At 63.5% G+C, this 23,850-nt stretch carries 21 protein-coding genes and 2 pseudogenes; 13 read left to right on the forward strand and 10 right to left on the reverse strand.

Going from position 1 to position 23,850, the window contains the following annotated elements:
- Nucleotides 1-14 precede the first annotated feature (14 nt).
- A complete protein-coding gene (locus MKCMC460_RS01955; RefSeq protein ID WP_238305265.1) occupies nt 15-767 on the reverse strand; it encodes a DUF4386 domain-containing protein in 753 nt (250 codons plus the stop codon).
- Nucleotides 768-943: 176 nt separating this feature from the next.
- Here MKCMC460_RS01955 and MKCMC460_RS01960 point away from each other — a divergent pair, with 176 nt between their 5' ends.
- Nucleotides 944-2,107, forward strand: a complete 1,164-nt coding sequence (locus MKCMC460_RS01960) for an LLM class flavin-dependent oxidoreductase (protein WP_236979460.1) — start codon at nt 944-946, stop codon at nt 2,105-2,107.
- Nucleotides 2,108-2,163: 56 nt separating this feature from the next.
- Entirely contained in the window at nt 2,164-3,330 is a 1,167-nt protein-coding gene (locus tag MKCMC460_RS01965) for an LLM class flavin-dependent oxidoreductase (protein ID WP_236979461.1), read from the forward strand.
- 183 nt (nt 3,331-3,513) lie between these two features.
- Here MKCMC460_RS01965 and MKCMC460_RS01970 read toward each other — a convergent pair whose 3' ends face one another.
- A complete protein-coding gene (locus tag MKCMC460_RS01970; RefSeq protein WP_236979463.1) occupies nt 3,514-4,572 on the reverse strand; it encodes a hypothetical protein in 1,059 nt (352 codons plus the stop codon).
- Between the two features lie 74 nt (nt 4,573-4,646).
- Here MKCMC460_RS01970 and MKCMC460_RS01975 point away from each other — a divergent pair, with 74 nt between their 5' ends.
- Complete coding sequence (locus MKCMC460_RS01975; RefSeq protein ID WP_238305266.1) at nt 4,647-6,233, forward strand: PEP-utilizing enzyme; 1,587 nt, start codon at nt 4,647-4,649, stop codon at nt 6,231-6,233.
- A 109-nt stretch (nt 6,234-6,342) separates the two neighbouring features.
- On the opposite strand, the gene MKCMC460_RS01980 is transcribed toward MKCMC460_RS01975, so the two are convergent.
- On the reverse strand, nt 6,343-7,956 hold the full coding sequence (locus MKCMC460_RS01980; protein WP_236979467.1) for an NAD(P)/FAD-dependent oxidoreductase: 1,614 nt from the start codon (nt 7,954-7,956) through the stop codon (nt 6,343-6,345).
- Nucleotides 7,957-8,148: 192 nt separating this feature from the next.
- Between MKCMC460_RS01980 and MKCMC460_RS01985 the strand changes: the two genes are divergently transcribed.
- Together MKCMC460_RS01985 and MKCMC460_RS01990 are read left to right on the forward strand one after the other, a co-directional pair.
- A complete protein-coding gene (locus MKCMC460_RS01985; protein WP_236979469.1) occupies nt 8,149-8,937 on the forward strand; it encodes a TetR/AcrR family transcriptional regulator in 789 nt (262 codons plus the stop codon).
- An 80-nt stretch (nt 8,938-9,017) separates the two neighbouring features.
- Complete coding sequence (locus MKCMC460_RS01990) at nt 9,018-10,004, forward strand: amidohydrolase family protein (protein WP_236979471.1); 987 nt, start codon at nt 9,018-9,020, stop codon at nt 10,002-10,004.
- 31 nt (nt 10,005-10,035) lie between these two features.
- Here MKCMC460_RS01990 and MKCMC460_RS01995 read toward each other — a convergent pair whose 3' ends face one another.
- Entirely contained in the window at nt 10,036-10,662 is a 627-nt protein-coding gene (locus MKCMC460_RS01995; RefSeq protein ID WP_236979484.1) for a nitroreductase family protein, read from the reverse strand.
- 337 nt (nt 10,663-10,999) lie between these two features.
- On the opposite strand from MKCMC460_RS01995, the gene MKCMC460_RS02000 reads away from it, so the two are divergent.
- The gene (locus tag MKCMC460_RS02000; RefSeq protein ID WP_238305267.1) at nt 11,000-11,782 is read left to right on the forward strand and encodes a TetR/AcrR family transcriptional regulator; all 783 of its coding nucleotides are present in this window, start codon (nt 11,000-11,002) and stop codon (nt 11,780-11,782) included.
- A 49-nt stretch (nt 11,783-11,831) separates the two neighbouring features.
- Here the strand turns inward: MKCMC460_RS02000 and MKCMC460_RS02005 are convergent, their stop codons facing one another.
- The 4 genes and pseudogenes from MKCMC460_RS02005 to rnhA all read right to left on the reverse strand — a co-directional run bounded on the left by MKCMC460_RS02005 (nt 11,832) and on the right by rnhA (nt 13,914).
- Complete coding sequence (locus tag MKCMC460_RS02005) at nt 11,832-12,527, reverse strand: HXXEE domain-containing protein (protein ID WP_238305268.1); 696 nt, start codon at nt 12,525-12,527, stop codon at nt 11,832-11,834.
- Nucleotides 12,528-12,704: 177 nt separating this feature from the next.
- A complete protein-coding gene (locus MKCMC460_RS31660) occupies nt 12,705-13,121 on the reverse strand; it encodes a PIN domain-containing protein (protein ID WP_370653056.1) in 417 nt (138 codons plus the stop codon).
- Between the two features lie 65 nt (nt 13,122-13,186).
- Nucleotides 13,187-13,339: pseudogene (locus MKCMC460_RS02015) on the reverse strand (type II toxin-antitoxin system VapB family antitoxin); the annotation flags it as partial.
- 113 nt (nt 13,340-13,452) lie between these two features.
- Complete coding sequence (gene rnhA / locus MKCMC460_RS02020; protein WP_236979492.1) at nt 13,453-13,914, reverse strand: ribonuclease HI; 462 nt, start codon at nt 13,912-13,914, stop codon at nt 13,453-13,455.
- A 153-nt stretch (nt 13,915-14,067) separates the two neighbouring features.
- Here rnhA and MKCMC460_RS02025 point away from each other — a divergent pair.
- Nucleotides 14,068-14,292: pseudogene (locus tag MKCMC460_RS02025) on the forward strand (cytochrome P450); the annotation flags it as partial.
- On the opposite strand, the gene MKCMC460_RS02030 reads toward MKCMC460_RS02025, so the two are convergent.
- Complete coding sequence (locus tag MKCMC460_RS02030) at nt 14,273-16,117, reverse strand: fatty acyl-AMP ligase (RefSeq protein ID WP_236979499.1); 1,845 nt, start codon at nt 16,115-16,117, stop codon at nt 14,273-14,275. The pseudogene MKCMC460_RS02025 and the gene MKCMC460_RS02030 sit on opposite strands and share 20 nt — an antisense overlap.
- A gap of 136 nt (nt 16,118-16,253) precedes the next feature.
- On the reverse strand, nt 16,254-17,930 hold the full coding sequence (locus MKCMC460_RS02035) for a long-chain fatty acid--CoA ligase (RefSeq protein ID WP_264889368.1): 1,677 nt from the start codon (nt 17,928-17,930) through the stop codon (nt 16,254-16,256).
- Between the two features lie 263 nt (nt 17,931-18,193).
- Between MKCMC460_RS02035 and phaZ the strand changes: the two genes are divergently transcribed.
- The 6 genes from phaZ (at nt 18,194) to MKCMC460_RS02065 (ending at nt 23,835) form a co-directional block, all read left to right on the forward strand.
- Entirely contained in the window at nt 18,194-19,012 is an 819-nt protein-coding gene (gene phaZ / locus MKCMC460_RS02040; RefSeq protein ID WP_236979503.1) for a poly(3-hydroxyalkanoate) depolymerase, read from the forward strand.
- Nucleotides 19,013-19,145: 133 nt separating this feature from the next.
- A complete protein-coding gene (locus MKCMC460_RS02045; RefSeq protein WP_236979505.1) occupies nt 19,146-20,102 on the forward strand; it encodes a PDR/VanB family oxidoreductase in 957 nt (318 codons plus the stop codon).
- Nucleotides 20,099-21,154, forward strand: coding sequence for an aromatic ring-hydroxylating dioxygenase subunit alpha (locus tag MKCMC460_RS02050; RefSeq protein WP_238305269.1), 1,056 nt, complete (start codon nt 20,099-20,101; stop codon nt 21,152-21,154). Before MKCMC460_RS02045 ends, MKCMC460_RS02050 begins: the two co-directional genes overlap by 4 nt.
- Nucleotides 21,142-21,984 (forward strand): SDR family oxidoreductase, encoded by an 843-nt coding sequence (locus MKCMC460_RS02055; RefSeq protein ID WP_236979509.1) that lies wholly within the window; start codon nt 21,142-21,144, stop codon nt 21,982-21,984. The genes MKCMC460_RS02050 and MKCMC460_RS02055 overlap by 13 nt, the downstream gene beginning before the upstream one ends.
- A gap of 109 nt (nt 21,985-22,093) precedes the next feature.
- Nucleotides 22,094-23,383, forward strand: coding sequence for a cytochrome P450 (locus tag MKCMC460_RS02060; RefSeq protein ID WP_236979515.1), 1,290 nt, complete (start codon nt 22,094-22,096; stop codon nt 23,381-23,383).
- Nucleotides 23,384-23,439: 56 nt separating this feature from the next.
- Nucleotides 23,440-23,835, forward strand: coding sequence for an SCP2 sterol-binding domain-containing protein (locus MKCMC460_RS02065; RefSeq protein WP_236979524.1), 396 nt, complete (start codon nt 23,440-23,442; stop codon nt 23,833-23,835).
- The last annotated feature ends 15 nt before the right edge of the window (nt 23,836-23,850 follow it).

Below are 23,850 nucleotides of genomic sequence, written 5' to 3' on the forward strand. Positions count from 1 at the left end.
TGCCGAGGTCGTATTCAAGCGCTGACGGTATTCGAGCCTGCCGGGACCTCGCGACTGAGATTGCGAAATCCGTAGCAGGTGACGATGACCATCCAGGCGAAGAAGCTCGCCAGCGGAATGTAGAGGGCCAGGGGACCGTTCCACGCGATCGGACCACTATGGAAGAACACCATAAAGCCTGCCGGCAGGTAGGAGATCGCATTCCACAGGCTGAAATAGCCTACCCAGCGGGGGAATACGGGATCCCTGCCCGAGTCGAGCAGTACCGCCAGGCCCACCGCCAGCACCCAAATGGTGAACGGGAAATACGGCCATACGATCAGGAAATACGCGATGTCGTTGAGTGCACGCACGATGTCCGGTGGCACGTCCCCGGGCCGGAATGCCGGGATAGCCCAAAACATGCACATGAACACGATGATCGTGGTGGAGATCGCGGCACAGGCAATCTGCAGGTAGCACAGAGTCTGCGATCGACCGCCGAACCGGCGCGTCTGGACGGCTACCGCGATCCCCCATGGCGTCAACATCGACAGGCTGATCATCGCGATCATCGCACCCCAGCGAATCCGTGTCGCATGCTCGGCGTACTGCGCGGCGACTTGCATGGCAGTGTCGCCGGGAGTGATGAAGGGCGGAACGAAGTGCCCAATGGGAATAGCTCCAATCGCGAAGCCGATCAAAGTCGCCGGCCCGGCAATCAGGAACAGTCGCTGGGCAATCGTCTCAACCCGGGACTCCCGCTCGGTAGGCATCGTTAACACCATCGCTATCACCTTTTCCCTCGAAGTCCTGAATATATCAGCGAAATGCCTGTTTTCACCCGGCTAAGACAGCGGTAACATGTCAGCTTAGTTCATGAACCATCGTTTACATTTGGTGATTGTTCAAACCCGCGCCAACCCCTATCGGGATGCGAAGCCGTGACCGACAAAGAAAGCCGATGGCCATGTCAGCGATTGAGACAAGCATCCCCATAACGGTCGACCGCCATCTTTCTCCTGTCGCGTTCGGTCAGATGGCACAGGCGATCGCGGCAAGCGGCAGCGTCGACTATTTCCAGGTGTGGGACCAATTGACATCCTGGTATCCGCAGGGGCTGTGGACGCCGGAGAACACGCCGCTGGCAGCGATCATGCCGGATTGCGACAGCTTTCCGGACATGTGGACGATGGCCGGCTACGCCTCGGCGCTGGCCCCGGAGCTAGGGATCGTGCTGTCGACCGATTCGATTCGGCGCGGACCGGCCGAACTGGCCCAGTCGATGCTCACCCTGGCAGACCTCACCGGCGGCCGCACGATCGTGCAGATTGGAGCCGGAGAAGTCAAGCAAACCAAACCATTTGGCTGGAAACGCGCGCAAGGCATCGATCGGCTCGAAGATATCTACCGCATCTTCGACGCGCTGATGACCACTGACGGCCCGGTTACCTTCCAAGGACACCACACCACCCTTACCGATGCCTGGATTGGAACCGCCAAGGCCAACCGTCCTCAGATCTGGGGTCTGGGCGGGGGACCTCGCATCATCGACCTGGCAACCAGCTACGGCGACGGTTTCTGCACGATGTGCCCGTTCGTATGGAGTTCTCCGGAGAAGTTCGCCGAGGAGCGCGACACGATGCGGACACAGCTGGAGCGAAAGGGCCGGGACCCCGACACCTTCAGATTCGGTGTGTGGGCGACCATGCTGCTGCACGAGGACCCCAACGTCGTCGATCGCGCGCTGGACAACAAACTGACCCGCTGGCTCACTGCCATCGCAGGCCGCGTCAATCAATCCGATTGGGAAAAAGAGGGGATCGAGCCGCCGATGCCGCGAGACTGGCATTATGCGATGAAAATGCTGCCCCTGTCGATGGGCAGAGCCGAGGTCGAGGAATGGGCGGGCCGCGCGACCCGCGAGATGACCGAAAAGTCGTACTTCTACGGCTCGCCGGCCGAGGCCGCCGCTCAGTTCCGCCCGTTCATCGACGCTGGAGTCGACTTCGTGGGAATCCTGGATATGGCCGCGTTCGTGCTGGAACCTGACGAACTCCCCGCGGCGCTGGGCCGCAGTATCGCGGTGAGCAGCTATCTCAAGGGCTTCCGGCACGCGCAGCCATAGCCAGAATCTCCGCCGCGTCGTCGGTGATCGACCAAACAGCAACCGGGAGAGAGCAAATGAGTAAGGCTCTGCACGTCAACCTCCCGATCGTCTACAGTCGTCACCTGCCGATCGCGGCGGCAATTGACACCGCTCGAGCCATCCAAGCCAGCGGAGTCATCGACTCTCTCACGGTGTGGGACCAGATGACCTTCTTCGCCCCGCCCGCATTGTGGCGACCCGACAACTCACCACTGTCAGCAGTGATGCCGGATATCGACTCCTTCCCCGACCCCTACGTTGTCTTGGCGCAACTCGCCACCGCGGTACCAGGATTCGGTTTGGTCACCACGAGCGACGCAGTACGACGTGGCCCCGCGGAATTCACTCAGACTCTGATGACCCTGGCCGATGTGAGCGCCGGCCCCACCATGGTGCAGATGGGCGCAGGTGAATTGAAGCAATGTAAGCCATTCGGCCACAGGCGCTCTCAAGGCGCTAAGCGTCTCGAAGACGTGTTCCGGATCTTTCGAAAGTTCATGGACGACGTCGATCCGATCGATCACGAGGGCAACCACTGGAACCTGCAACAGGCATGGCTCGGTCGCGCTCGACCCGCTATTCGGCCCCAGCTGTGGGCGCTCGGCGGTGGTCCGCGTCTGATTGACACCGCGACGCGCTACGGCGACGGATTCTGTACCGCGGCGCCATTCGTGTGGGCCAATCCCGACCAGGCCGCCGAACAGATCGCGGCGATGAAGCGGACGCTGACAACACTGGGGCGCGATCCCGAGACGTTTGGTTTCGGCCTGTGGTGGATCTGCCTGATGAACGAGGATTCGACGGCAATCGACACCGCGATGCGCAACGACTACATCCGCTGGATCTCGGCGACCATGGGCCGATTCCACGCCGGGGCCTGGCACGCCGAAGGCCTCGATCCGCCGCTGGGTGAGACATGGCACTATGCGACCGACATGCTGCCGCTGACTTACTCGAAGTCCGAAACCGACACCGTCCTGGCGACCGCCACCCCCGAGATTGTGCGCAAATCCTGGCACCACGGCAGTTCGCAGGAGATGGCCGACGTCATCGCGCCCTACATCGACGCCGGTGTCAACTTCGTCCAGATCGTCGACTTCTTCCCGCTTACCCGACCGGCAGACGAAGCACCCGAAGGGCTGCGGCGCGCATTCGAACTCGCGGCACTGATCAAGGGGGCGACCTCGGCGTCACAAATGTGAGACGTGTTCGCTGAAAATTCTTAGTCTTGTCAGCGCACGGATGACGCGTGCGGGAACCCTTTGTGTTTCCTCGGTTTCCGGGGCATCGCACGGGCATTCTCTCGACCACCGTCACCCAGGACGTTGGACGAGCCCGCCGCCGAGATCGACCTGCCTCGTCGCGAACGGTGAGGCCGTCTCTCGCTACGGCTGACGCCGCATGAAGTGCCGGATATAGTCGGCGCCTTGCACTTCCTGGAAATCGCCGTAGGACACGCGACCGTCAAGTTCCCAGCGCGCCAGGCAGTACGCCGCGTCGAAGTTCTGCCAGGTACGCCAATTTCCACCCGCAAGGATCTCTGCGGTGAGGTGGTAATCGCGTCCGCGTGCGTCCACGAATGCGAGCTCGGCGGAAGTCGGAAGCAACGAATCAGCATCGCGACGTGTCCGCTTTCGTGTCACTGATGCGATCGCGACGAGTTCATCGTCTCGCCAAACCCAGCCATTGATAAGGCTGCCTTCGACCGGGCGCGACAAGGTGCCCTCCCATTCGGGGTTGGTGTCAGGTGTGTCCAATGCCGTGCACGCAAAGACAAGGTCTTCGCCGAAGACGCAGTTCATCCACGGGAACGGGGCAAAGGGCTGGACATTCTCGGGTCGCACGGCACCCCACGACCGATCGCGGACATTGAAGCATTCGACGGGGTGTTCTTCACCCGCCAGGGTCACCGTCCCCGTGGCGCGCATCCCTTGTTCGAAGTGCAGCCCGCCCTTGGTGAGTGCGGGCGGCATCAGCGCTTCGAATTCGATGTCGATGTGGTTGCCGCGTCGGTCATCGGTGTAGCGAACCCGGTGCCGTTTAAGGGGTTCGATGACACTGGTGCGGTAGCCGTTGCTGAGGTGGACGTCGTGCAAGTCCCGGGTAAGGCAACGATCGTTCTCGTAGGTGACGAAGTCGAAGATCTCCGACTGAAAACTGTGGCGCACAAACCCTTGAACCACCCACGCTCCACCAAGAACCACACCGAGATGGGGATGGTGCCAGAGGTAGAGCAGGCCATAGATCCGTTTCTCCGGGATATTGAAGCCGAAATACTGCGTTTCCGAGACCGAGTCACCTTCGACCAGTGCGTTGGCCTCGGGATGGAGAAAGTCGTCGGCAGCCGTGGGCTTGAAGAAGATCGAGTCGTGAGTCTCCCACCACGGCGTCTGCTGGTTATCTACTGTCATGCAGCATCCCTCCTGCTGGTGATCTCGCTCCATCGACGGCCCAAAAACGTTAACGAGCGTTTCTGCCAAAAGAAATATACGCGGTCGAAATGCGGTAAGACATAGTTGTGGACTGCTATAACGATCCCGCCGACGATCTGACGTGGACGACGTCGAACTTCGCGGAAGTCATTCCGGGCGTGCAGACTCCCCTCAGCGCATCGATGTGGAGCCAGACTGTTGACCGTTCCACCCGCGAGACCATGTTCCGGATCGGGGTCATCACCGCCGCCGAGCGTGACGGCGCCCTGCCGCCCCCACTGCAGTCACCAGTACTGCGAAAGTTCTACGGCCGAGTCGCAGTGCAGGTGGGCATTTTTACCGTGATCGGCGACCGCCTTCCCGGGGCCACCGGTGAGGGAGCCGTTGCCGCCATCTTGGGCCGGACGCCGGAAGGGATGGTGTATCACCCGACTCGGTCGCGGTACCCGATGGTGGCAGTCCGGGTACCGTACCTGGCGGCCACCATGGCCGGGCGCATTCGACGAGTCAACAAGACCACCAAGCAGTGGTATCTGGGCGAGTGCGCGCGAATTCCTGAGCTCCCATTGCGGGACGCATTCGCGGCGTTCCGGTTGGCTTGGAAGCGATTTGACCAGGCCGTGGCTTTACAGGCGATGGCGACGCTGGCCGTTGTCCAACCGCTGTATGAAGCCGTCGAGGCGATGATCGAACGCACGGGAGTCGGTGACATCGGAACCTTCAGCGGATCAGGGGCTCCGGAGGTTGCCGGCCTTATCGGCAGTATATGGAAGGCCTCACGCGGCGACGTCGATGTCAAGGAAGTGCAACGGGACTATGGTTATCACGGCCCCGCCGAGGGCGAACTCCAAAGCCGCACATGGCGTGAGGATCCTAGTCCGCTCTTCGCGCTCGTCGAGCGGTACGCTCTACTCGATGCCGACTCAGACCCAGAGGTCGCGGACGCGGTCCATCGTGGGCGTCGAGCCACGCTGACCCGTGAGCTTGTCCGGAAGTATCCGCTACTGAAACAACCCGCCATAGCAGCGATCCTGTGGTTGGCGGCGCGACGTATTCCGTTGCGGGGCGCAGCAAAAGAGAGCCTTCTGATGTCGTTCGACGTGGCGCGAGCCGCCGCGCGCCGTATCGGTGCATGCCTCGCTGAGCGCGGCGACATCAAGAGTCCCGACGACGTCTTCTTCCTCACCACCGATGAGCTTCTCGGTCGCATCCCGTCGAACGCCAGGCACCTTGTCGCCGAACGCCGCGCCCAAAGGGCGCTGTACCAGACGTATCCCGCACCACCGTCGCATTGGACGGGATCTCCGCCGGAAGTCGAAAACGCCGAGCCGCCTCAAGAGAGCTCGAGCGTCCAGGGGATTGGCGTGAGTCCCGGTGTAGTGGTCGGCAGCGCCCGTCTTCTGACCAGTCCGGATTTTGACGACGTCGAGCCGGGAGAAATTCTGGTCGCGACGTTCACCGATCCCGGCTGGGCATCGGTGATGTTCATATCGGCCGCACTGGTCGTCGACATCGGTGGAGCGCTCAGTCACGCCGCAGTTGTGGCACGGGAACTAGGCCTGCCGTGCGTAGTCAATACGCAAAACGGTACGACCCATATCCGGACCGGGGACGAGATCAGGGTCGACGGTGGCAGGGGGACAGTAGAGATCCTGCGCCGAGCTGGCGTGTGACGCGCCCAAGGCTACTAACGATAAAGCCTTGTGGGGAAACGGGTTCCGAGGCTTCGACCGATAGAGTGGGCCCGACATGAGGGTAGTCTTGCTCGATATTACGGGCGGGTCATCGAGCCTGCCGATGGTGGTCGCGCAGCAGTTCTGCCGCCGATAACCGGCCAGGCAAGCCGGTCATGCCGAATCCCGGATGCGACCCGGACCCGCCCAAGTAGAGTCGTTCAACCGGGGTGCGGTAGCCGCCGAGTCCGCGTGCCGGGCGCAGTGGGCCCAAGCGATGCGGTAAGTAGTCGACATGCATCACCGTGGAGCCCAGCGAAGCGTTGACCCGACGGGCCATCTCGGGAGGAGATTGCATGCAGCGGCCGATCTCAAGGTCCTCGATTCCGTCGAAGAACTCTGCGGCCTTGGCGACGATCCGATCAGAGGCCTTCAACTCCAACGTTTCCCACCCAGACACCGGGTTCACCGGAGTGATCGGTGCATAGAGGTAAAGGGTGTCCTGGCCCTCGGGTGCCAGCGACGGGTCCGCTTGGCTGGCGATGCAGGTGAACATGTGGATGTCGTCATCGGGGAACTGCCCAAGCCGGCAAATTTCGGCCGACCGCGCCACCGACTCCAGGCTGTCAGCGATCAGCTGCGCAGGCAGCCGCACATCGAAATCATCACGACCACTTCGTTTTCGGGTCTTCTGGTGGCGGTCGAGGCGCAAGCGCCCACGCAGCGCGATGTCGACCTTCGACGCGCTCGCGCCGTCGGCAGAGGTGGGGATGTGGTCCACCCGGGCTTGGGTGACCCGGTCGAGTGCACCGGCCGGCAGCAACCGCCCGAGCGTCTGCACCGGGTCACAACTGGCGATCACCCCAACCCTAGCCCCGAACTGGCGGCCATCGGCTAACCGCACCCCGGTGGCGCGCCCGCCGGAGATAATGATCTCGCGCACAGGGGAATTAGTGGCCGCGGTACCGCCCGCGTCGCGCAGGTTGTTCAGCAGGGCCGCGATGAGCGTGTACGTGCCGCCGACCGGCCTGCGCGTGCCGAAGCGGTGGGGGAAGCCGGGGGCCATCAACGCGATCGCGCTGCCGTTGGTGTTGATCGGACCGACACAGGTCGCCGAGAGCTGAGCCAGCGCGCTGCGCACGATCGGGTGCGAGAACCGCTCAGCCAATGCTTGGGCGGCCGAATCGACAGCGAACCAAGCTGTTTGGGGCAGTCGTCGGGCACCTTTAGCGGCCTTTCCCGCCACGGCCAGGAGCGTCTTGAACCCCGGCCGGTGTGGGTTGGAGCGCATGATCGGAAGTGCGATGTCCAGGAGTGCGTCGACGGTGCGGATCAGCTCGAGGTAGGCATCGGCGTCGGCGGGCGAGAACACCCGGATCTCCTCGGCCGTGCGGCGGGCGTCCTTCCAGAACGCGAGAGTGGCGCCGTCGGGATGCAGATAGACGTAGGACGGATCGATATAGACGTCGCGGTAGCCGAATCGGCGCAGCTCCAGCTCGTCCACCAGCCCGCCTGCGGTGAGAAAGATGTCGTCGACGGCGTAGGGGCTGATGCGGTGATTCGGAGCGGACTCAACCAGACGGAGCGTCGTCGACTGGCCGCCGAAGGTGGCGCCGGCTTCCACGACATGCACGTCGAGTCCCGCGCGCGCGAGCTTGCATGCCGCGGTCAACCCATTGTGCCCCGCGCCGATCACTATCACGTCGTGGAAATCGGACACCATACCTCCGGTGCTCGAGACCGATGAGCTGTCGTCCCGATTGACAGTGGCTACTTTCAATGAGAATGACAGTGCGTACTTCGGGCGTCAAGGCGCAGGTGTCAAGGGGTCGCATACTGAGGTATGCCCGCACCACCCCCAACGGCAACGCAAGGTCCCGGCCGACCCACCAGTGCACAACTGCGGCAGGCGATCTTGGCCGCTGCGCAGGAGTTGTTCGCCCTCCAGGGCTATGAGGCCACCAGCACCCGGCAGATCGCTGAGCGTGCCGGAACCACCTCCACCACTTTGTTTCGCCACTTTGGCAGTAAGGCGACGCTGTATGGACGCGTGGTCCGGGGCGATCAACCCGAGGCCGCGGCGCCGGCGCGTCGAGGGCGCCGCAGCGAAAGTGAGACACGCGCGTTGCTCGTCGCAGCTGCGACGGAGCTTTTCTCCACCCAGGGTTACGCCCGGACCAGCACCAGCCAGATCGCCGAGCGCGCCGGGGTTGCGGAGATCATGCTTTTCCGTCACTTCGAAACCAAGGCGAACTTGTTCCGTGTGGCTATCTTCGACCCGTTAGGCGCGTTGGTCCGCCGCTACGCGGAGCAGTGGAATACCGAGGATTTGCCGGGGCTGTCGCACCTGGTCAGTGACGAGTTCGTCGACGAGTTCTACCGGTCGATGATCGAGCATCGAGGCGCTCTGATGACGCTCTTCACCACCCGAATACACGACGATTCGGACATGACTTCAGGCACCGATCAGCAGGCAGCCATGACCGAGATACTCGGCCCGCTGGAACGCGCGATCCGTCGCGAGGTTGATCCCTCGCGCCACCCGAACGTTGACGTAACGATCGCAACTCGGCTCACCATCGCCATGATCGGCGGGACGGTCTTCTTTAAGGACTGGCTGTTTCCCAACAACTTGAACCTGAGCGACGCCCAGATCATCGGGGAGATGAAGGGCTACATTCGCGCGGCCATCGCTCGCGACTGAAGGGATCCGCTTCACAAAAGGCACGTCCGGCAGCAGGCTGGCAGCAGAGCAGCCGCGCTTGCGCGAGGAAGGGAGTTTGCATGCGCTACATCGCCTTGGAGGAAGCCTTCTACATCCCCGAACTCGGCGAGCGCCAACCGATGCCGGATGGCGGAGTCCCCCAGCTGCCCTGCCGATGGAACTCCGATGCCGCCACGCGGTTCGCCGCCCGATTGCCCGACTTCACGGAGTACCGGTTGCCGGAGATGGACGAGGCGGGCATCGACGTCCAGGTCCTGTCGCTGACGGTTCCGGGCCTGCAGGTCGACATCGAGCCCGAACTAGCCTGTAGCAACGCACGATTCGTCAACGAGTACACCGCGCAAGTCGTCGCGAAGAACCCGGACCGGTTCCAGGGTTTCGCCGTGCTGCCGCTGCAAGACCCGGCAGCCGCGGCCGCGGAACTCGAACGCGCGGTGCATGAGCTCGGTCTATGCGGAGCGCTGGTCAACGACTGCATCTACGGCCCGGGCGGGCGCTATCTCGACGCGCCGGAATACGACGAGGTGTGGTCGGCGCTGGAATCGCTGCAGGTTCCGATTTACTTGCACCCGGGAGCACCGCCGGCCGACCGGTGGCAGGTGCTGCAGGGGCGACCGGAATTGTATGGGGCGACGTGGAGTTGGGCCGCCGAGGTGAGCGGCCACGCGCTACGCCTCGTCTTCGGTGGCGTGTTCGACCGGCATCCGCGGGCAATGCTGATCCTGGGGCACATGGGCGAATTCTTGCCGTTTCAGCGGAGCAGGCTCGATTCGCGCTACCACACGTTGAACCCGCCGGAGAAGATCAAGCGCCCGCCGTCGGCCTACCTGGGCACCAACGTGGTGTTCACCAACAGCGGCGTGTTCTCGCCGGCGACCCTGCTGGGCGCGGTGCTGGAGGTCGGGGCGGATGCGGTCATGTTCTCCGTGGACTATCCGTACGAATCGTCGTATGAGGCCGTCGCGGGGTTCGAGCGCACCACCCTGCCCGACGTGGACCGGGAAAAGGTCGCCCACGGAAACGCCGAACGCCTGCTGCGGATTTGACTTTGGGGAGCCACGAACCCGAGCGGGGATCTCAGGGAGCCGAGGGGTAGCCGACGGATTGCGCGAACAGGACCCGTTGCTCTGCTTTCAGTCGCAGGCTGCGGGTCAGGCTTTCCCTGTCACAGTTGTGAAACCAGGCCGCGAGGCCGTGGGCGGCGGCGAACAGGTACACATTGCCGGCGATGAGTCCGGTGTCGACGTAGTAGTACGACTTCTGGACATCCGGATCGTGTAGCCCCGGCTCATCGAATCCGGAGGTGTGCTCCAACCGGTCAAGGTCGACGACGTAGATCAATTGAACGGGGGCGATGGGAATGTCCATGAGCTCTCGCTGCACGGGCAATATCGCGCTGCCGCGCAGATCGCCGTCATTGACGAGTATCAGGCGACAGTTCGGGGCGTCATACAGATAGGTTCCGCCTGGCAGCGCGACGTAGAGATCGATTTCCTGGGAGTTGCTGGCCGAGCCTGCCGTTCGACCTGACGTCGTTCCGAACGGGCCGGCATCGCGATTCACCCCGAACGCCGACCACAGCAAGTCGGAGAGCATCTGTGTAGACAGCTGCGCTGTCGGATCGATGTCCCGGATCGTCTGTCGTTGCTGGAACATGGCGACAATCCGATCGTCGGGGTCACGTGCCGGCGCGGGCAGGTGCACATCCCGATCCCTGGGCGCGTCATCAGTCATTTGTGGTCCCCCAGTTCGTGGGTGCAAAGGTGAACACCGAAGAGTCGTCGCGTTCGAATTGAGTTGCTGACAAACATGTTTCGCAAATCGATCATGCGACAGGCGGGTAATGTCCGCGCGCCGATAGGCGATCGTGACACCATATTAGAGTACCCGTACATAGACATATCCCGCCGCTGGGGTGGCACGATTCACGAATGGGCCGACCAACTCCGCGCCACGTCTCCTGGCTGGAGCGCTGATGAGTCCTCGGAAGCCGACTGGCACTGCCCATGAGGTATCCCCGCCGGTCGGTGAACTTGCCGATTTGGATGCGGTGGTGGACGCAGCCCTGGAAGCCGCCGCTGAGCTCGGCAGAGATGTCGCCGACGTCCCCATCATGGTGATCGCCCGTCACGCAGGTGTTTCACGTAGCACCCTGTTGAGAAGGCTGGGCGGGTCCCGGGCTGCCCTCGATGACGCGGTGCGCGCGCGAGGTGTGGACCCGGGAGGCGCCCCGCCGGTGCGGGTCAGAGCGCTCGATGCGGCCGCCGCTTTGATTGCGGAAAATGGACTGGGCGCAGCCACGTTCGAAGCCATTGCCGAACGTGCGGAATGCTCAATCCCAAGCCTCTACGTCAATTTCGGCACGCGTGACGGTCTGTTACGCGCCATCTTCGAGCGGCACAGTCCCCTGGGAGAGATCGAGGATTTCCTTGCCGAGGGCACCGAGGATCTGCGGGCCACTGTTCGACGTCTCTACGGATTGATGGCACAGGTGTTCAGCCGCCAGCCCCAGGTGGCGCCGGCAATGTTCGCCGATGCCTTCGTGAGGCCGAACAGCCCGGTGGCGCGTTCACTGGTCACCTATACGGCACCGCGCGTGGCGGGCGTCTTAGGCCAGTGGCTGTCGAACGAGGTTGGCAGGGGACGAATTAGAGATATTCCCGTGCCGCTGTTGATTCAACAACTGTTGGCGCCCATCACGATTCATATGTTTCTGCGCCCGACCGGACACCCGGTTCCCGCTGCTGAACTCCCCGATATCGATGCCGTCTGTGACGTCTTCACGGATATCTTTCTGCGAGGGGTCGCCCCGACCGTTAAGTAGCGTCAGAACTTCGGGGTCGGCGAACCGAGTACTTCTGGGCCTGCCGGAATCAGCTGGCCGATCCGGGCGAACTGCCATCGCCCAGCTCCGGGGAGGCCGGCACCGGCTGGGCGCCGTAGCGGCCCATCTGGTGTGCGGTGAATTTGTATGGGCTGTTCTTGTCCGCGTTGGAGATGTTGGGGAACGCGACGCCGGCGCCGAAGAAGAACACCAGGACGCCCGCCGTCTTGCGCCAGTCGCTCCGGGAGATGGGGCCTTGCTTGCGCAGAGCGGACAGATAGGTGATGCCGATCGGCAGGTGCAGCAGCGCCGCGGTCAGCGCACCGGGACTGTACTTGGTGCCGATCATCCGCGGCATTACAACGGCATGACCGAAGGCCTGGGCGATGCCGAGTAACACGGGCGGCAATCCCAGCCACTTGACTTTCGGGAACAGCATCGCCGGGACATAGAGGGCGCGGAACGCGATGTTGGCGCACATCGCCGAATGCGGGTTGAACGGGTAGTTGTCGGGTTGATCACTCTTGAAGATGGCGACGTTGACCATGCCCGGAAACCAGCCCGGGTCGACGTACTCCTCGTATTGGTGGGCGCACATCGTCATCGCGTTCATCACCGACAGCGCGCGCAGGTTCGTCTGCGTCCGGCGCCCGATGAGCAGACTGGCCCCGCCCAGGGCCATCGCCTGGACAGCCGCGACCCGAGGCCATTCTCGGCGGTAACGGTCGATAAGTTTTGTACTCACCCATCGGCTCCACTTCTGTTGTGGCGTGAGACCGTTGCTCAGCCGCCCCCAATCCGGCACGAATATATAGCTACCATCTAAGAACGTATCATTCGCGGCGGTCGAGGGCCAGGATTTGCGTCGCGAGGTACCGGCCCGGCAAAGCGCCGGAGCCCCAGGGTGTTCGATGACGCGCCGCTACGGCGCACCTTTGATCACGCGCTGTGCAGCCACATTCGGCAGGTGACGTACGGCGAGCTCGTAATCGGCGTCGTCATGCAGAACGACTAAACCTCGCTCCGCGGCTGTCGCGCAGACAAGTAGGTCGGCGACCGATAGTGCTCGCACCACCCCGGCGCTGGCGAGCCGGTACTGAGCCGACTCGATCCATCGCCATACCGACTTCGGCACCGGTACGTCTGGGCACAGGTCGCGGAACGCCTGGTTCATTTGGTCGAATTCGTCGACATTTCGAGCGGATCGGCGGAACTCAGCGCGCTGCGGTTCGCACGATCCGATGGCTCCGCTCAGCAGGGCCGCGGTCCAAGCCTCGGTCAACTCGGGTTGTCGTTGAATCCGCCAGATGGCCGACGAATCGGCGAGGAAGCGGATCAACCACCCACGGCCTTTTCGTCGGTGCGCGCGGCACGCCAGCCGTCATAATCCCAGTCCTCGGCATGTTTGCGGGATCGGGCAAGTGCCTCGATGCGCCGGAAGCGGTCGACGTAATCACGTAGCGCGAGGTTGACCGCGTCTTTCTTGGTCCGCACACCCGCAAGGCGCATGACCTCCTCGAGAGCCTCGTCATCGAGGTCAATTTGCGTGACTGTCACGAGGACCCCTTCGGATGTGGCTTATGTACACCGATGGCATACATTACCAACATTACGCTCAGCGTCCCCGCGAGCCGTTGAAGCTCTGCGTGGGCGTCCGCGCTTTGAGGAGGCTACGTCAGGCTCGAAGCCGCGACCGCGTCGTGCAAACCGCGGGTCGCCAACGCATCAGCCAACTCGTTGTCGGCGACGCCCGAATGTCCCCTCACCCAGAACCACTCGACTTGGTGTCTCGCACAGGCGATTTGGAGCCGCTGCCAGAGGTCGACGTTCTTCACCGGCTGCTTCGCCGCGGTCTGCCAGCCGTTGCGCTGCCACCCGAGCACCCACTTGGTGATGCCGTTGCGGACGTAGGTGCTATCCGTGTACAGGTGCACGACGACGGGTCGGGTGAGCGCTTCGAGCGCCATGATCGGCGCGGTCAGCTCCATCCGATTGTTGCTCGTCGGACCCGGCTCGCCACCGCACATCTCTCGAACGTGCTCCCGCTGACGCAACACCGCTCCCCAGCCGCCGGGCCCGGGATTGGGACGACAACCACCGTCGGTGTGGATGACTACGGGGTCGATGGTCACTGGCTCAGTCTGCACCGTGGTCGTCGGAACACGCGAAGGTCGTCGGAGTGTCGTGAGTTTGAGGTCAACGGCGATGTCTAAAGCCCGATGAATCTTTCTGGGCTGGTGCGTGACTGGCCGGCACCCGAAGCCAGTCGGAGCTTCTCGGCTGCGCCGATGCGCTTCGACGTCGCACGCGACCCGAACAAACATGTGTCCTTCGGCCACGGTGTGCACTTCTGTCTGGGCGCGTCGTTGGCCCGGATGGAAATCAACAGCTTCTTCAGCGAACTGATCCCGCGGATCGAGTCCATCGAACTGGCGGGGGAACCCGAACTCGTCGCTAGCACCTTCGTGGGTGGAGTCAAGCACCTTCCGATCAGGTGCAAGCTGAGATGACCGGGCCGAATTCCCCTGCCAAATAGGCGGATCGGCACGCCTTCCGGGCAATCTTCCCACTGGTGGTGCGGGGAATCGCCCCCGCCGGCACGAGTCGGAGGTCGGTGATGCGCAACCGGTGCAGGCGGGACACCGCAGCGCGGACGTCGTCGGCGACAGCGTCGGTCTGTCGCGCCCGTATTGCCCGCTCTGCGACGACGATCAATTGCTCACCGGATTCGGGTGCGGGCACGGTGAAGGCGGCGACATATCCGGACCGGATCGCCGACGAAGCTTGGGCCGCAGTGGTTTCGATGTCGTGCGGGTAGTGGTTGACTCCGTCGACGATGACGAGATCCTTGATCCGGCCAGTGATGTAGAGCCGGCCGTCGACGTAGACGCCGAGATCGCCGGTCGCCAGCCATTGCCCGTTGTCGGGGACGCCTTCGGCGTGGCTGCCTGTCTCGAGCCGGATCTGCAGCTTGTTGCCGAAGGTGCGGTCGGACTCTTCTTCCCGGCCCCAGTAGCCACGGCCGATGTTGTTGCCGTGCAACCAGATTTCACCGACCATCCGGTCGGGTTGTTCGGCACCTCGTTCGGAGTCGACAATCGTTACCCACTGGTCGGGTACTGGGGTTCCGCAGGACACGTAGGCGACGGCATTCGGATGGTCCGCCGGTACGGTCACCGCGTGTCCGGCAGCGAGTTGGGTGCGGTCGAAATGCAGCGCGATGGCACGTTCGCCGGGAGCGATGCTGGCCACCGACAAGGTCGCCTCCGCCATCCCGTACGACGGCTTGATGGTGGTCTCCTGCAGCCCGTAGGGCGCGAAGGCCGCATTGAATTGCTCGATTGCCGCCAGCGACACCGGTTCGGAGCCGTTGAGCAGACCGACGACATTGCTCAGGTCGATCTGCTCGCCGGCGGGCGGCAGCCCGCGCTCGGCGGCCAGGCTGAACGCGAAATTCGGTGCGGCCGCGAATGTCCGGCCGTGCCGGGCCTCGCTCGCGAGCTGTTTGATCCACCGGTAGGGGCGGCGCACGAACGCCATCGGGTCCATCAGGGTGATGTGACCACCGCACAGCATGGGAAACATGATCATCACCAGTCCCATGTCGTGGTACAGCGGCAGCCAACTGACGCTGCGAATGCCGGGGTCCAGCCCGCCGGCCAGGATCATCTGCACGACGTTGGTGCATACCGCGCGATGGGTGATCTCGACACCCGCGGGGATACGGGTGGAGCCGGAGGTGTACTGCAGGTAGGCGATGTCGGCAGCGTTACGCCGTGGTTCCCTGAAATACGTTGCAAGCGAGGCCGGTACCGCATCGACAGCGATCAGGCGGGGTCGGTGCGCACGGGGCAGGGTTTGTGTAAAGCGCCGCACTGACTCAGCGGCAGCCGAGGTCGTGAGGATCACGGCGGGTCGGGCATCGGCCAAGACCGCCCCGAGGCGTTCGGCGTGCCCGGCGAGGGTCGGCGCGAACAGTGGCACGGATATGGTTCCCGCGTGGACCGCGGCGAAGAAAGCGGTGACGTAGTCCAGTCCCTGCGGAGCAAGGATGGCGACCCGGTCACCGGGTTCGGCAATTTGTTGCAGCCGGGCTGCGATCGCGCGCACCGCGGTCGCGAACCCCATCCAGCTCAGCTCTACCGCGACACCGTCCGTATCGCGGCGGTAGTCGATGAACCGATAAGCCGGCCGACCCTGGCAGGCGGCGGCGTTGCGGTCGAGGAACGAGGTCAGCGTGACATCGTCGGGAACGGTGATCCCGTCCGGACCAAGATACGGCGCCAGCGGTGACAAGTCATCGGAGATGTTGCTGCACAATAGGTCCCGACCCATCTGGGCAACATTAGTAGTTGTACTAAGTAGATGTCGTGTCGTGAGGCTATGGCAATGCTCACGACTGAAAGTCAGATGTTGTCCCCGTCACACCCGGCACTCGCCCTGTCGGGTCTAGTCGCCGTTTCCGCGCGGTCTAGGTTGCGGCGACGTCTTTTGCCGCGGAGGTCGCCCTATCGTTGGTCTGCACGGGCCGGCGGCCGCGCAGTTCTCCGGCAGCGAGCATTCTACGGAGCACCTTCTTATCGAACTTGCCAACGCTGGTTTTGGGGATCTCAGCGATGTAGGCGTATTCGTCGGGCAGCTGCCAATTGGCGAACGACATCTGGATGTGGGCGTTGAGTGCTTCGGGGCTGGGTAAATCGCCGGCGGCCACGACCACACAGGGCAGGGGCCGTTCGGTCCAGCGTTCGTCGGGTTTGGCGATCACCGCGGCTTCGAGCACCGCGGGATGGGACATCAGCGAATTCTCCATCTCGATCGAGGAGATCCATTCCCCACCGGATTTGATGATGTCTTTGACACGGTCGGTGATCTGAATGTAGCCCAGCGAATCGATCGTCGCCACGTCGCCGGTGCGCAGCCAACCGTCGCGGAACTTGTCCTCGGTGGCCGAATCGTCACGGTAATAACCAGACGCTATCCAAGGCCCTGCAAGTTCCAGCTCGCCGGATTGTTCTCCATCCCAGGGCAATTCAGACCCTTCGGCGTCCACGATGCGCGCCTCCACCAGCGGGCTGATGCGACCGGTCTTGGCCCGATAGCGCCACTTCTCCTCGCCGGTGACGCCGGCGGGGGCTTCGGCCATCGCGACCAGCGGGCTGGTTTCGGTCATCCCGAACCCCTGGACCAGTGGTGTGCCGAACGTCTCCTCGAAGCGCTGCATCAACGACAGTGGCACGGCCGCACCGCCGCACACGACGCGGCGGAGACTGGCCAGGACCGCGGGTTGCGATGTCGCTTTGCGCAGCAGGTCATTCCAGATAGTGGGAACTGCGGCGGCGAACGTGACCTGCTCATCGGCGATGAGCCGCATCAACGGTTCCGCCTGCAGAAACCGTCCCGGCAGGATGAGCGAGGCGCCAAGCATTGCGCACGTATAGGGTAAGCCCCACGCGTTGGCGTGAAACATCGGCACGACTGGCAATACCCGATCGGTGGACCGCACGTCGAGGGTGTCGGTCAGACCTTCGGCCAACGCGTGCAGCACGGTCGAACGGTGACCGTAGAGAACACCTTTCGGGTTGCCGGTGGTCCCGCTCGTGTAGCACAGACTCGCCGCCGCGTTACCATCGATAGCCGGGTAGTCGAAGCCCTCGGACTCCTGCGCAAGCAGATCTTCGTAAAGCACCGCATTGGGCAGCCTTTCGGTGCCTGTGCTACCGATGATGACGAAACGCTTCACCCCGCCGATGGCGGGAAGGATCCTTTCGAGTTGTGCGATGAGCGACTCGTCAACGAGAACTACCCGGTCCTCGGCGTGGTTGATGATGTAGACCAGCTGGTCATCGGAGAGCCGAATGTTCAACGTATGCAGAATCGATCCCATGCACGGGACCGCAAGGTAGGCCTCCAGGTGCTGTTGGTTGTTCCAGGCGAAGGTGGCGACGCGATCTCCGGCACGCACGCCGAGTCGGTGCAGCGCGGCGGCCAGTTTGTCGGCGCGGCGTGCCACCTCGCCGTAGCTGACGTGCTCAGTGCTGCCTTCGACGTCGAGGAGGGTCACCACCTCGACCCGTGAGTGCATCGTACGCATCCGCCGCAGGGCGTGTTGCAGTGTCAGCTTGAATTCGTTTTGGACTAGCGATTGCACCACGGGGTTCCTCGTTCCACGCGAAAGCCGATGTTGTGCCTGGGATCACCGCAGGACAGTCTGGCTGCCGGCATGACAAGGCAAGCGTCCATGTCCGTCCACGCTAGAAACTGCCGCGCGCCGCGGCGATCTCCCATTCGCCGTAATCACCTACGCCGACTGGGTTGTCGGTATCGAAGCGGCGCCGTCCCGCCGGTAGCGTCCGCGTTGATCGGCCCCAAGGTTTGAGGGGGAATCGCCGCAACCCGTCTGGAGGAAGACGATTGAATACTGCCGACCAGATCGATATCCCACCCGAGACACGGTTCATCGACGTAGACGGCCACCACGTGCGGGTGTCGGTGCGCCCGGGATCGTCGCAGCGTCCACCGCTGCTGTTGCTCAACGGTCTGGGAGTCAGCATGGAAGGGTTGCAGCCCTTCGTCGATGCGCTGAGAGCGGAGACAACGGTGATCCGCATCGACGTTCCCGGCATTGGGGAATCACCCGCCCCGACACTGCCCTACCGTTTGTGCCAGGTAGCCCGATTGACCAGTCACGCGCTGGACGCGCTCGACGTCGATGACGTCGACGTACTCGGGGTGTCCTGGGGCGGGGCGCTGGCCCAGCAGTTCGCCTTCCAGCACCCGCGCCGCTGCCGGCGACTGATCCTGGTCAGTACCGCGGCGGGCGCACTGATCCCGGGCCGCCTCCAGGTGGTCCGCGAGATGCTGACCCGGCGCCGCTTCGACGACCCCGAGCACGCCCGCAGTGTCGCTCCAATCATCTACGGCGGCAAAGCCCGTGAGGGAACACAAACACCCTCGCTGTTCAACCACATGCGAAGCGGCCGCCGCGGGTTGTTCTACCAACAGCTGGCCGTGCTGGGCTGGACCAGCATCCCGTTCTCGCGGCTGATCCGCCAGCCTTCGCTGATTCTGACCGGCGACGACGACCCGGTCATCCCTCCGCTGAACGGCAAGCTGTTGAAGGCGCTCATCCCGCACGCCCGACTGCACATCTTCCACGACGGCCACCTCGGATTGCTCACCAGCGCCGAGGAATTGGCGCCGATAGTGGAGGACTTCCTGGATCAGCCGTAGCTACAGGAAACCCCCGTTCGGGGTATGGAACTCCTTCCTGCGATGTCTTGTCAGGTCAGCCGGCCCAGCGCAGGCTCAGAGCGTGCCGTGAAACAACCAGTGGGGAGGAGTTGACTTGAGCCAAGTTCCGCAAATGCAGGAACATACCGTCGAGCTGGTCGTCACCGCGCGCCAGGAGCTTGCCGACGACGTGATCGGCCTAATTCTCGAGAACCCCTCCGGCGATGAACTCCCGGACTGGAACCCCGGCGCCCACATCGACCTGTTACTGACCGACGAGTTGGTGCGGCAGTACTCGCTGTGCTCGAGCCCCACCGAGCGGTACCGGTGGAAAGTCGGTGTGCTACTGGACCCGAACGGCCGCGGTGGTTCCAAACACGTGCACCACGAACTGTTGGTGGGCAGTAAGATTCGGGTTCGCGGGCCGCGCAACAACTTTGCGCTGGTGCGTGCAACCCGGTATCAGTTCATCGCGGGTGGAATCGGGATCACACCGATCATTCCGATGATCGAAGCAGCAGAAGCCGAGGGTGCTGACTGGCACCTGTTATACGGCGGGCGGAGCCGATCATCGATTGCGTTTTCTGCCGAGCTGTCCGAATACGCTGACCGGGTGACGATCTGGCCGCAAGATGAGCGCGGCCTGCTCGACCTCGACAGTGTATTGGGCAGCCCACGCGACGACACCCAGGTGTACTGCTGCGGGCCTGAAGGGTTGCTCAATGCTGTCGAACAGGTCTGTGCGGCTTGGCCGAAAGGGGCACTGCATGTCGAGCGCTTCGCGGCCAAGTCGCCCGTTGTAGGTTCCTCGGCGACCGCGCTGGACGACTTCGAGGTTGTCTGCCAGCGCTCGGGTGTCACCATCGAGGTCGGGCCCGACGATTCCATCCTGGATTCGTTGCGGGACAACGGGATCAGCATGCTCGCCTCATGCATGGAGGGTATCTGCGGGACATGCGAGACCGCGGTCTTGGAGGGCGAGCCCGATCACCGCGACTCGGTACTCAGCGATGACGAGAAGGCGGAAAACGATTGCATGATGGTATGTGTTTCACGGTCGCGGTCCCCACGTCTGGTGCTCGACCTGTGATCCCCAACTACCCGCGCGACTGCTGGTACGTAGCCGCCACCGGTGACGAGATCACCCGCGAGCCATTCGGACGGCGCCTGCTGAACATTCCAATTGTGTTGTATCGCTTGAAATCAGGTCAGGTCGTAGCCCTAGACGATGCGTGTGGACACCGCGGCTACCCGCTGTCGCGGGGACGGGTCGACGGCGATCACATCGCCTGCGGCTATCACGGCATCCGCTACGACGCAGCGGGTGTGTGTGTCCAGGTTCCCTCGCAGCCCCGAGCCCCCTACGGGGCGTGCGTGCGGCACTACCCGGTGCGTGAAATCGGCCCGTTCGTCTGGATCTGGCTGGGAGAACCCAGACGCGCGCAGAACCGCGCCGTGCCGGCGCTACCGTGGCTGACCGAACCCGGCTGGGATACCTCGGGGACGTCGTTGCGAGTCAACGCCAACTACATGCTGGTCCACGAGCACTACCTCGACCTCACACACATCCTGTGGGTGCATCCCCGGGAAACCCCGCCTGACCTCGCTGCGGTACCCGCGCTCGATGAGATCCGGGTGTCGGAAACCTCGGTCACCTTCGCCCGCGCGATGCCGGTGGCCCCGTTGGCCGACTGGGAAGCCACCGCCACGTCGCTGCCACGTGACACCGTCTACCGGCGCCGCCATCACGGCACCTTTGTCTCTCCGGCCGTGCTGGCCGAGGGATGGGACATCTACGGCCCCGGCGACCAAATGTTCCGGCACAGCCGCATTCAGGCTGTCACGCCAGAGACGCCGACCAGCACCCATCTGTTCTGGCGCTTCGCCCGTGATTACCGCCTCGGCGACGCCGGGGTACGCCAGTATCTGCACACGGTGTTCGAACGCGTCCTGCGGGTCGACGTCGGCGTCCTGGAGACAATCGAAGCCAACGTCGGATATCTTGGCTCCACCAATGGATTCCGGGTGTCGGCCGATGCCGGAGTTCTCAAGGTGCGGCGCATTGTCGCATCGCTGATCGACCAGGAGAACCCGGCTCTGTCGGCGGCCAACGCGGTGACGGGGCAACCGTGCGCGCCCTGACCGAGCTACTGTCACCGCGGCTGCTGGCCGGTACCGCCGCGTTCGTCACCGGCGGCGGTAGTGGCATCAACCTATCGATCGCACGATCCTTTGCCCAGGTCGGCGCCGACGTTGCGATCTGCGGTCGCACCGAGCAACGACTGCATGACGCCGCCGAGGAACTGCGGTCATGGGGCGGGCGGGTCTGCACAGCGGTCGCGGATGTGCGCGACCCCGACGCTGTGGCCGCAGCGGTCACCCATGCCGCCAACGAGATCGGGCCGCTCACCACGGTGGTGGCCGGCGCCGCCGGCAACTTCCTGGCGCCCGCAGAGAGTGTGTCAAGCAATGGATTTCGAGCTGTTGTCGATATCGATCTGCTCGGCTCCTTTCACACCGCGCATGCCGCGTTCGACCAACTCAAACAGACCCGCGGCAGCGTGCTGTTCATCTCGGCCGGCCAATCCGACTGCGCGTACCTCTATCAGGCGCATGTGGGGGCTGCCAAGGCCGGCATCGACAGCCTGATGCGCCACCTGGCCGTCGAATGGGGTCCGCACGGTATCCGCAGCAACTCGATCGTGCCCGGCCCGATCGAGGGAACCGAGGGGATGAAGCGGCTGGCCGCGCAGGTGGGTCGCCAGGCCTGGACCGACGGAATCGCGTTAGGCCGCTTCGGAAGCCCCGAAGAAGTGGCCGCGATGGCCGTCGTGCTGGCATCACCGCTGGCGTCGTTCGTGACCGGGGCGCGCATCGTCGTCGACGGCGGACTTGCGCTGGCGGGCTCAGGAATCGTCAACCGCGCCACAGCCGCTGCCCTGAGCAAGAACGCCGAGCAGGACCAGCTGTGATCGCGCCCGTCGACTCCGACCGATCTGTCCCGGGACACCCCCAACGAGAGATGTGCTTGCCCCAACCGCTGGATCGTCAAGCCTTTTGCCCGGTGGAAACCTAGCAGCCATGAGCAGCATCGCCGAGCACCCGTCGATCGTCAGCGACCCCGACCTCGACCTGTCTTCTCGATCATTCTGGGCACAGGACTTCGAAGAACGCGACAAGGCGTTTTCACGGTTGCGCAGCCAGCCGTCGTTGTCCTATCACCGGCCGTACGAGTCCACCCTGCTACCCCCCGATGAAGACACACCTGGGTTCTGGTCGGTAACCCGGCACGCCGATTGCCGCTATGTCTCACGCAATCCCAAACTCTTCTGCTCGGGCAAGGGCGTGCTGATGGAAGACATGCCCGAAATCGTCATCACCGCCACCGCCTCCTTCCTGGTGATGGACGGTGAACAACACCGCAAGATGCGCGGCATCGTCGAGCAGGCCTTCACCCCCCGCAACGTCCGCAAACTCAGCGAGTGGGTGACCCAACACGCCCGCGACCGCCTCGACGAAATCATCGACCGCGGCGAAGGCGACTTCTCCGAGGATTACGCCAAATACGTGCCCGGCCGCATCTTTGCGCATTTCTTCGGGCTCGACCGCGACAGCGAAGAGCAACACGTCGTCATGGAAGCGGCCGAGCGGATGCTGGCCTGGGACGACCCCCGCATGGCATTGGGCCGCGACGCCTTGACGACCCACGCCGAGGAATCGGAACGCATTCAAGAGATCGCGCTCAAGCAGGCCGAAAAGCGACTCAAGGATCCCCAGGATGACCTGATCAGCTGGGTGGTGAACGCGGAGTTCGAAGGTCAACGACTCGACGAGTGGGAGATCGGGGCATTCTTTTCGCTGCTGGGTTCGGCCGCGAATGACACCACCCGGCACTCGATTGCCCATGCGGTGCGGCTGTTTTCGCAGTTCCCGGAGCAACGCGCCCTGCTGTTGGAAGACGTGGCCGGCCGGGCAGGCACCGCCACCGAGGAGATCATCCGCTACGCCAGCCCGGTAATGCACTTCCGGCGCACCGCCACCGAGGACACCCGCATCGGTGACACCGAGGTCAAAGCCGGCGAGCACCTGGTGATGTGGTACTGCTCGGCCAACCGTGACGCCGCCCACTTCGACGAGCCCGCCAGGTTCGACATCCTGCGCAGTCCGAACGACCACATGGGGTTCGGTGCCGGTGGGCCGCACTTCTGCCTGGGCAACGCCCTGGGCCGGCAGATGCTGCGCTCGGTGCTCACCGAAATCTACACGCGCATACCGGATATCGAGCTGACCGGCGAGCCGGACTACCAGGTCAACAACTTCATCCACGGTGTGCACTCGTTGCCGGTGCGCTGGACTCCGCCCACCCGCTGACGCTCGTCCCCAGAATTCGAAAACCATTGCAGCACTGATCCTTCGAGGAGGAAATTATGTCCTACTACGCCAGCGCCGAGGAGATCTACAAGTATCTAGGGGGCGTCTTTCGTGCCGCCAATGACACCGAAGTCGGCCCGAAGCTCAAAGCCGCCGATATCGACCTGCAGGTCTACTACACTGATCCCGACGCTGCGATGACGGTGCGCCTGCGTGAACCGACGATCGAAGTCACCGACGGTGGAGACAATCCCGAAGCCGACGTGAAGCTGTACATGCCCGCTGACATCGGCAACAAGTTCTGGCGCGGCGAATACAACCTCGGAGTGGGTCTGGCCAAGGGCCAAGTGAAGGCCAAGGGGCCGGTCAACAAGATTCTGAAGTTGGTCCCGTTGACCAAGCCGCTGTTCCCGGTGTACCGCGAGCTAGTAGCCGAGAAGGACGCCGTCTAGCGACGCGGCCGTGAC

The organism is Mycobacterium sp. 20KCMC460, assembly GCF_022179425.1.
In the GTDB taxonomy this organism is placed as follows: Bacteria; Actinomycetota; Actinomycetes; order Mycobacteriales; family Mycobacteriaceae; genus Mycobacterium; species Mycobacterium kiyosense.

What these genes read in the sequence shown, in the direction of transcription:
- MKCMC460_RS01955 (WP_238305265.1), bottom strand. Translation starts at nt 767, where the DNA reads ATGGTGTTAACGATGCCTACCGAGCGGGAGTCCCGGGTTGAGACGATT.
- MKCMC460_RS01960 (WP_236979460.1), top strand. Translation starts at nt 944, where the DNA reads ATGGCCATGTCAGCGATTGAGACAAGCATCCCCATAACGGTCGACCGC.
- MKCMC460_RS01965 (WP_236979461.1), top strand. Translation starts at nt 2,164, where the DNA reads ATGAGTAAGGCTCTGCACGTCAACCTCCCGATCGTCTACAGTCGTCAC.
- MKCMC460_RS01970 (WP_236979463.1), bottom strand. Translation starts at nt 4,572, where the DNA reads ATGGAGCGAGATCACCAGCAGGAGGGATGCTGCATGACAGTAGATAAC.
- MKCMC460_RS01980 (WP_236979467.1), bottom strand. Translation starts at nt 7,956, where the DNA reads ATGGTGTCCGATTTCCACGACGTGATAGTGATCGGCGCGGGGCACAAT.
- MKCMC460_RS01990 (WP_236979471.1), top strand. Translation starts at nt 9,018, where the DNA reads ATGCGCTACATCGCCTTGGAGGAAGCCTTCTACATCCCCGAACTCGGC.
- MKCMC460_RS02030 (WP_236979499.1), bottom strand. Translation starts at nt 16,117, where the DNA reads ATGGGTCGGGACCTATTGTGCAGCAACATCTCCGATGACTTGTCACCG.
- MKCMC460_RS02045 (WP_236979505.1), top strand. Translation starts at nt 19,146, where the DNA reads ATGCAGGAACATACCGTCGAGCTGGTCGTCACCGCGCGCCAGGAGCTT.
- MKCMC460_RS02060 (WP_236979515.1), top strand. Translation starts at nt 22,094, where the DNA reads ATGAGCAGCATCGCCGAGCACCCGTCGATCGTCAGCGACCCCGACCTC.
- MKCMC460_RS02065 (WP_236979524.1), top strand. Translation starts at nt 23,440, where the DNA reads ATGTCCTACTACGCCAGCGCCGAGGAGATCTACAAGTATCTAGGGGGC.